6 protein-coding genes are annotated in these 8,600 nt (G+C 44.1%); 4 read left to right on the top strand and 2 right to left on the bottom strand.

From position 1 onward, the window contains the following. Positions 1-121 precede the first annotated feature (121 nt). From aceB to aceK, 3 genes are all read left to right on the top strand, one after another. Positions 122-1,720, top strand: coding sequence for a malate synthase A (aceB, locus tag JK188_RS15110; RefSeq protein ID WP_211887918.1), 1,599 nt, complete (start codon positions 122-124; stop codon positions 1,718-1,720). A 68-nt stretch (positions 1,721-1,788) separates the two neighbouring features. Beyond that, entirely contained in the window at positions 1,789-3,096 is a 1,308-nt protein-coding gene (gene aceA / locus JK188_RS15105; RefSeq protein WP_108479269.1) for an isocitrate lyase, read from the top strand. Between the two features lie 109 nt (positions 3,097-3,205). Continuing rightward, positions 3,206-4,948, top strand: a complete 1,743-nt coding sequence (aceK, locus tag JK188_RS15100) for a bifunctional isocitrate dehydrogenase kinase/phosphatase (RefSeq protein WP_211887917.1) — start codon at positions 3,206-3,208, stop codon at positions 4,946-4,948. A 42-nt stretch (positions 4,949-4,990) separates the two neighbouring features. Here aceK and JK188_RS15095 read toward each other — a convergent pair whose 3' ends face one another. Both JK188_RS15095 and edd read right to left on the bottom strand, forming a co-directional pair. After that, positions 4,991-5,629 (bottom strand): bifunctional 4-hydroxy-2-oxoglutarate aldolase/2-dehydro-3-deoxy-phosphogluconate aldolase, encoded by a 639-nt coding sequence (locus tag JK188_RS15095; protein WP_211887916.1) that lies wholly within the window; start codon positions 5,627-5,629, stop codon positions 4,991-4,993. 25 nt (positions 5,630-5,654) lie between these two features. Continuing rightward, positions 5,655-7,505 carry a phosphogluconate dehydratase gene (gene edd / locus JK188_RS15090; protein ID WP_211887915.1) on the bottom strand — a complete coding sequence of 617 codons (1,851 nt, stop codon included), beginning with the start codon at positions 7,503-7,505 and terminating at the stop codon, positions 5,655-5,657. Positions 7,506-7,740: 235 nt separating this feature from the next. Between edd and JK188_RS15085 the strand changes: the two genes are divergently transcribed. Continuing rightward, positions 7,741-8,535: an N-acetylmuramoyl-L-alanine amidase-like domain-containing protein gene (locus JK188_RS15085; RefSeq protein ID WP_211887914.1), complete on the top strand. Its 795-nt coding sequence runs from the start codon at positions 7,741-7,743 to the stop codon at positions 8,533-8,535. The last annotated feature ends 65 nt before the right edge of the window (positions 8,536-8,600 follow it).

The raw sequence follows: 8,600 nt of genomic DNA, 5'->3' as shown, positions 1-8,600 counted from the left end.
TCTAACTCCTTTATAATCAATACGATATGTTTATTATAAATTAAAATGGAAACCGTTTTTGATTTATTTGTTTTTTAAGTTTACTCTTAATTCATAGCCAGCCATGAATGAGGAAAAAACAATGGATCAGCAGTTATCTATTTCAGATTTAACCTTCAAGAAAGCATTTTCTCAGCAAGCAAAACAAATATTAAGTACTGATTCTATTGGCTTTCTTTCTTATCTTGTCGAAGGTTTCTTGCCAAGAAGAGAGCAGCTACTCAAAGACAGAGTGCATCGTCAAAAAGAGATTGATGCAGGTGATTTACCTGATTTCATTATGGAATCTAATTCCATTAAAAATTCGGACTGGAAAATTCAAAATATTCCTGATGATTTACAAGATCGTCGCATAGAAATTACTGGGCCAGTTGATCGGAAAATGGTGATCAATGCATTGAATGCTAACGTAAAAGTATTTATGGCTGACTTTGAAGACTCTCTATCGCCATCATGGGAAAGATTGATCGACGGGCAAATTAACCTACGAGATGCGATCACTGGCGAAATCTCCTATACCAATGAAAATGGCAAAGTTTATCAGCTGAAATCTAACCCAGCCGTATTGATAGCTCGAGTGCGTGGACTGCATTTAGATGAAAAACATGTGCTTGTCGATAATCAACCGATCCCCGGTGGGCTGTTTGATTTCGCGCTCTACTTTTTCAATAACTATCAGGCATTACTGGCGAAGGGGAGCGGTCCTTACTTCTATATTCCGAAGCTGGAATCTTGGCAGGAAGCGCAGTGGTGGAGCGATGTGTTTAGTGCTGCAGAAGATTATGTGGGCTTACCACGCGGGACTATCAAAGCCACCGTGTTAATTGAAACACTCCCAGCGGTTTTTCAAATGGATGAAATTTTGTACCACATGCGTCATCACATTGTTGGGCTTAACTGTGGACGCTGGGACTACATTTTCAGCTATATCAAAACATTGAAAGAGCACGCTGACCGCGTTTTACCGGATAGACAGTCGGTGACAATGACACAGGAATTTCTAAGTGCCTATTCACGTTTGCTGATCAAAACCTGTCATCGCCGCGGTGCATTTGCAATGGGGGGAATGTCCGCCTTTATTCCAAGCAAAGATGCGCAGGAAAACCAAGCCATTCTCGCCAAAGTGAAAGCGGATAAAGAGTTGGAAGCGCGTAATGGTCATGATGGGTCATGGATTGCACACCCAGGTTTGGCAGACACCGTCATGGCGGTTTTCAACGAAGCATTAGGTGAGCGAAAAAACCAGCTGAATATCAGACGTGAAAATGATGATGAAATTACAGCGCAGCAGCTACTAAAACCTTGTGAAGGCGAAAGAACCGAAGCGGGTATGCGCGCCAATATTCGAGTGGCGGTGCAATATATTGAAGCATGGATTTCAGGAAATGGCTGTGTACCTATCTACGGTTTGATGGAGGATGCGGCGACGGCTGAAATTTCGCGGACATCAATTTGGCAGTGGATCCGTCATAGCAAATCACTATCGAACGGCATGAAAGTCACTAAAGAGTTATTTGAAGAGATGCTGGATGAAGAGTTGCAAGTCATCCAGAAAGAGCTTGGCGACCATCGTTTTCAAAGTGGGCGATTCAAAGAAGCTAGTGAGTTGATGCGCCGAATCACAACCCAAGATGAATTGATCGAGTTCTTAACTATACCAGGCTACCAATTGCTTGATTAGCCAAGTTGAAGAATAGAGATAGCACTCAATTACCCTACAAAGACAGATAACAAGAAAGGATGTAAATCATGACAACATCGCGCTTAGAACAGATTGCTCAATTGGAAAATGAGTGGAAAAAACCACGCTGGAAAGGCATCACGCGCCCATATACGGCGGAAGAAGTGATCAAATTACGTGGCTCGGTCAACCCTGAGCATACATTAGCTCGTAAAGGTGCTGAACGCTTTTGGGCACAGCTGAATGGCGGCGCGAAGAAAGGCTACGTAAATGCATTAGGTGCATTAACTGGCGGGCAAGCATTGCAACAAGCAAAAGCGGGGATTGAAGCTGTTTATCTCTCTGGCTGGCAGGTTGCGGCAGATGCGAACTCGGCATCCAGCATGTACCCTGACCAATCACTCTATCCTGTAGACTCAGTGCCTAACGTGGTTCAGCGGATCAACAACACATTCCGTCGTGCGGATCAAATTCAGTGGGCGAATGGCATTGGTCCCGATAATAAAGAATATATTGATTTCTTTTTACCTATCGTCGCGGATGCAGAGGCTGGCTTTGGTGGGGTTCTGAATGCGTTTGAATTGATGAAGCATATGATTGAAGCGGGCGCAGCGGCGGTGCACTTTGAGGATCAATTGGCGGCAGTGAAAAAATGTGGCCATATGGGCGGGAAAGTCTTAGTTCCAACCCAAGAAGCAATTCAAAAATTAGTTGCAGCACGCTTAGCGGCGGATGTTTCAGGTGTTCCTACTATCTTGGTTGCTAGAACGGATGCGGACGCTGCTGATTTACTAACATCAGATTGTGACCCTTATGATGAGCCATTTATCACTGGTGAGCGTACGGCCGAAGGCTTCTTCCGTACCACGGCAGGGATAGAGCAAGCGATTAGCCGAGGCTTAGCTTATGCCCCTTATGCTGATTTAGTTTGGTGTGAAACCTCCAAGCCAGATCTGGAAGCTGCGCGCCAATTTGCTGAGGCAATTCACGCTAAATTCCCAGGAAAATTACTGGCTTATAATTGTTCTCCTTCATTTAATTGGAAGAAAAATTTGGACGACAGCACCATTGCTCGTTTCCAACAAGAGTTGTCAGATATGGGCTATCGCTTCCAATTTATTACCTTGGCGGGAATTCACAGCATGTGGTTCAACATGTTCGACCTTGCCCACGCTTACGCACAAGGCGAGGGAATGAAACACTATGTTGATAAAGTACAGGAATGTGAATTCGCCGCTATCAATAAAGGCTATACCTTCTCTTCTCATCAGCAAGAAGTGGGAACTGGCTATTTTGATAAGGTGACAACGGTGATTCAAGGGGGGAGCTCTTCAGTCACGGCATTAACAGGTTCGACTGAAGAAGAGCAATTCTAATCGGGGAGAAATATACGGTTCCTATTGCTCGGTGTATGTGTGTTGACATAAGTGTATCTTTTGAGTTTTCAGGCACGCAAGTGCCTGTTTTTTTATTGGGAGAGTGAAGATGACCCTCGAAACTGAACAGATCATCGCTCAAACCATTTTGCAGGGCTTTGATGCGCAATATGGGCGATTTCTTGAAATCACATCGGGTGCTCAAGAACGCTTTGAACGCGGGGATTGGCATGCGGTTCAACACGCGATGAAACAAAGGATAAAGCTGTATGACCATCATGTGGGGCTTGTCGTTGCTCAGCTGCAATGTATGGGGCTAGTGCAATCGCTCAGTCCCTACAATTTGGCGAGGATCAAACAGGTCTATGCGACATTGCTACCGGATTACCCACGTTTTGAAATTGCTGAAAGTTTTTTTAATTCAGTGTATTGCCGACTGTTTCAACATCGAGAGTTAACCCAAGAAAATCTGTTTATCTTTACTTCACAACCTGCTCGGCGCTTTTGCACCTTACCGAGGCCATTAGCTCGCGAATATAAGCTTAATGGGAACATGGAAACGGTATTTAATGGGATCTTAAGCGGGTTGCCGATTCGCTTGGTGTGGCGAGATTTAGCCTTTGATATTGAATGTATTGTGGAAACACTAAGGCAGCGCTTCCCTGAGATTGTAGAGCAAAGTGCCCAATTACATGTGGCGAATGAGTTGTTTTACCGAAATAAAGCTGCATGGTTAGTTGGGAAGCTATATATCAATCATCAAGTTTACCCATTCTTATTGCCTATTCACCATAATGAAGACGGCAAAATGTATGTAGATGCGTGTTTAACTGGCTTTGATGACGCAAGTATCGTGTTTGGCTTCGCTCGTTCCTACTTTATGGTATACGCCCCGTTTCCCGCAGGGTTAGTTTTCTGGTTACGTGAAATTTTACCCAGTAAATCAATCGCTGAATTGTATATGGCGATTGGTTGTCAAAAGCATGGTAAAACAGAATATTACCGAGAATATTTGGCGTATTTAAACTTTTCACGAGAACAATTTACCCTTGCCCCCGGTGTGAAAGGGATGGTGATGTTGGTGTTTACGGCGCCATCATTTGATCGGGTATTTAAGATTATTAAAGATAAATTTGCGCCACAAAAAGAAGTGACTAAAGCTAGAGTGCTTGAGTGTTATCAAATGGTCAAAGAGCACGACCGAGTGGGGCGCATGGCGGATACTCAAGAGTTTGAAAACTTTATTATTGAAAAGCGTTTTGTCAGTGATGAGCTAATGACCGAGTTACTGATGGAGGCGCCGTCTCAGGTTGAAGATTTGGGGGATAAAATATTAATTCGTCATCTCTATATGGAGCGGAAGATGATCCCGCTGAATATTTTTATGGATGAGGCATCGGATGAGCAGCTTTATCACGCGATAGAAGAATATGGTTGCGCCATCAAGCAGCTGGCTGCCGCCAATATTTTCCCGGGGGATATGCTATTTAAAAACTTTGGGGTAACACGCCATGGTCGGGTGGTATTTTATGATTATGATGAAATTTGCTATATGACCGAGGTGAATTTCCGCCATATCCCTGAGCCGCTCTACCCTGAACAAGAGCTCTCAGGCGAACCTTGGTACAGTGTGCGAGAGCAAGATGTTTTCCCCGAAGAGTTTGCGCAATTCTTATGCCAAGATCCGAAAGTCAGGGACTATTTGCAGCTGCATCATCAAGATTTATTTAGCGCGGATTATTGGCAAAAACTGCAAAAACGCATTTTGGATGGGTATGTCGAAGATGTGTTTGCTTACTCGGAAGATCAGCGCTTTTGTCGTCGATTTCTTCGCACTATCTCTACGGTTTAGTTGATTAAAAGTGGGTCAATGACCCACTTCATGACTTAACAATTACAGAGCACCTTGCACTGCTTGTTGTGCTAATTCGGTAATTTTATCGTAGTTGCCATTTTCCAGAGCATCTTCAGGTACCAACCATGAGCCGCCAATACATAACACGCTGTCTAGCGAGAGATAATCACGGTAATTGGCGAGGGAGATCCCGCCAGTTGGGCAGAAGCGAACTTGAGAGAAAGGTCCTGCAATTGCTTTGAGCGCTTTCACGCCACCATTGGCTTCGGCTGGGAAGAATTTGAATTCTTTAAGCCCATAGTTCATGCCCGCCATTAATTCAGATACGGTGGAAATCCCAGGAATTAATGGAATGCTGCCTTGATTTGCAGCCGCTAATAACTCGTCCGTTAAACCGGGACTGATAGCAAATTGCGCACCCGCTTGTGTCACTTCTGCTAGCTGTTTTGCATTGATGACAGTACCAGCGCCGACAATCGCTTCAGGGACTTCTTCAGCAATCAGTCGGATAGCTTCGATAGCGCATTCCGTTCTCAACGTGACTTCCAATACTTTGATACCGCCTTTGAGTAAGGCTTTTGCTAAAGGAACGGCTTGCTCGAGTTTTTTGATCACAATGACAGGAACAACAGGACCTTGTTTTAGAACATCTTCAGCGGTCATTTTCCAATTATTCATAATAAATCCTATTAAGCGGTATAAATTAAAAATTAATGCTGCAAGCACCTTCTTCGGCGCCAGATAAATGTTGTCTTAATGCACCAAACAGCTCTCGACCACAACCCACTCGTTCTGCACTCAGGTCGGCTTGATAAGGTTGACGAGCGGATAAAATGTGTTCATCCACGAGAAGCTCGATTTCTCCCGTTAATGCATTAACGCGAATTAAATCACCATCTTGGACTTTGGCGAGTAAGCCGCCATTGTAAGCTTCTGGGGTGACATGAATCGCGGAAGGCACTTTACCGGATGCGCCCGACAGTCGCCCATCAGTGACTAATGCCACTTTATAGCCTTTGTCCAATAATACCCCGAGTGGCGGCATTAATTTATGCAGTTCAGGCATGCCATTCGCAGATGGCCCTTGGAAACGAACGACAATCACGCAGTCTCTGTCTAATTCGCCTGCTTCAAAACGCGGTGCAATATCATTTTGATTATTGAACACGATAGCAGGGGCTTCAATCACTTGGTTTTCAACGGGAACGGCTGAGGTTTTCATCACTGCGCGACCGAGGTTTCCAGATAGTAGTTTAGTCCCACCATGATGGGAGAAAGGATGATCAATATCAGCAATTACTTCAAGATCATAAGAATTTTTTGCCCCTTCACGCCAAGATAATTGACCGTTGTCCAACCAAGGTTCGAGGGTATAGCGTGATAGCCCAAATCCGGCAACGGTGTGAACGTCATCATGGAGTAAACCTTTAGCAAGGAGCTGGCGGATCAACAACTGAACACCACCGGCCGCTTGGAATTGGTTAATATCGGCTTGACCATTTGGATAAATACGGCAAATCAGCGGAACGACAGCAGAAAGATCAGAGAAATCATCCCAATTGATAATGATGCCGGCGGCGCGTGCAATCGCCACCAGATGCATGGTGAGATTAGTGGATCCCCCTGTTGCCAGAAGTGCCACAATACCATTTACAATCACTTTTTCATCAACCAGTTTACCAATCGGTAAATAATTTCCTGATTGCTCAGTAAGACGTGTAATTTGGCGAGCCGCAGCGCGAGTGAGTTCATCACGTAATGGGGAATCAGGCGGAACAAAGGAAGAGCCAGGTAAATGTAGTCCCATCACTTCCATCACCATTTGGTTAGAGTTTGCAGTGCCGTAAAATGTGCAGGTACCAATGCTGTGATAGGACGCGGCTTCAGCATCAAGTAATGCATTACGATCCACTTTTCCTTCAACATATAGCTGACGAATTCTCACTTTTTCTTTGTTGGGCAAGCCTGTGCTCATAGGACCTGCGGGGACAAAAACGGCGGGTAGATGCCCAAAAGAGAGCGCGCCCATCATCAGCCCTGGAACAATTTTGTCGCAGATCCCTAAATAGAGCGCACCATCGAACATATTGTGGGAAAGGCCGATGGCAGTGGACATCGCGATAACATCGCGGCTCAGTAATGAGAGCTCCATACCATCTTGTCCTTGGGTAACGCCATCACACATGGCAGGAACACCAGCGGCTACTTGCCCGATGGCGCCATTTTCAAGTAATGCTTGTTTCAGCTGGTCAGGGTAGCGGTCATAGGGGCGATGGGCGGAAAGCATGTCGTTATAGGAGTTAATGATAGCGATATCGGAACGGGTCATGCTTTTGAGAATGCTTTTTTCTTCGCTTTGGCAGGCGGCAAAACCATGAGCCAGATTCCCACACGCTAATTCAGCGCGATGCACAGTACTGCTACGAGCCTGTTCAATTTTTTCGAGATAGGCTTTTCGAGTCTCTTTAGAACGCTCGATGATACGTTGGGTGATCTGTAAAATGTGGTCATTGACCTTCGTTGAAGGCGTGACGTCAGAAATATTTTTGCTCATGATAATGGCTCCATTATACAAACAGTACTCTTTATGTTACCGGTAACATTGTTCAATGAAAAAACAATTGTTGCAATGATCAAAATGAAGATTTCGACATATCTGTGATCTGAATCAAGAAGAGGATCGGAGAGTAATTTGGGAGTAATCGTGACCATTTCAGCCTAACAGAATGATAAATAATAACTATAATGAGTTAGTCGATGGCATTAAGATGAAAATCAAGTAGGGGAATATGGCATTTTTGAAAAAATGTAATCCGCTTGGGTGGCTGTTAGGTATTTTTTGGTTGTGCTCAAGCAGCGTTCAAGCGACAGAAGTGCCTGAAGTGGTCTTAACCACTGGATCTTACGGCGTTTTAGAGAAGGCGATTTCAGCCAGCCAAGGTGGTTCTGCGGAGCAAAAAATGGCGAATGCCACCGCTATTTTGCTGGGCACCCCGTACAACAATCGCACTTTAAATATGGATGCATTCTCTGCTGAACGGTTAATCATTGATTTGAAAGCCGTTGATTGCATGACATTTATTGAGTATAGCGAAGCCTTTAAACATGCGGATGATGCTGAACAATTTGCCTCATATTTAGAAAAAGTACGCTATGTCGATGCAAAAGTCGCATTTAATCAACGTCGTCATTTCTTTTCTGATTGGGCGGAAGGGGAGCATAAAGTTGTCTCTGATATAACGGCTCAATTAAGCCCCCATACGGTTTTTGTTAATAAACAACTTAATAAAAAAAGTAACGGTGACCCTATTATTGCTACGGTTAAAATAACACCAAGAGTGATTAGTTATGTCCCAACTCGATTTATTGATAGAGCACTACTGAAGCAGTTAAAAACAGGGGATTACATTGGTATTTATTCCTCAGCATCAGGATTGGATGTTACCCATGTGGGGGTTGTGATTCGAGAAGGGGAAAAGGTGCTATTTCGCCATGCTTCTTCACAACGAAAAAATTTACGGGTAATTGATGTCGAGCTATTTTCGTATCTTCAAGGAAAAAGTGGAATTATGGTATTTAGATAAAGTCGGTTTTAAAGTTAAGCTATCTAATTACCTATTTTTTAATGTTAATTACGCCCGTCTTATTT

Source organism: Providencia sp. JGM181 (genome assembly GCF_018257375.1).
In the GTDB taxonomy this organism is placed as follows: domain Bacteria; phylum Pseudomonadota; class Gammaproteobacteria; order Enterobacterales; family Enterobacteriaceae; genus Providencia; species Providencia lanzhouensis.
Note: the sequence above shows the minus strand (reverse complement) of the source record. Positions and strands in the feature narration are given on the sequence as shown.

Coding starts and splice junctions, on each gene's coding strand:
- aceB (WP_211887918.1), top strand. CDS start 122: ATGGATCAGCAGTTATCTATTTCAGATTTAACCTTCAAGAAAGCATTT.
- aceA (WP_108479269.1), top strand. CDS start 1,789: ATGACAACATCGCGCTTAGAACAGATTGCTCAATTGGAAAATGAGTGG.
- aceK (WP_211887917.1), top strand. CDS start 3,206: ATGACCCTCGAAACTGAACAGATCATCGCTCAAACCATTTTGCAGGGC.
- JK188_RS15095 (WP_211887916.1), bottom strand. CDS start 5,629: ATGAATAATTGGAAAATGACCGCTGAAGATGTTCTAAAACAAGGTCCT.
- edd (WP_211887915.1), bottom strand. CDS start 7,505: ATGAGCAAAAATATTTCTGACGTCACGCCTTCAACGAAGGTCAATGAC.
- JK188_RS15085 (WP_211887914.1), top strand. CDS start 7,741: ATGGCATTTTTGAAAAAATGTAATCCGCTTGGGTGGCTGTTAGGTATT.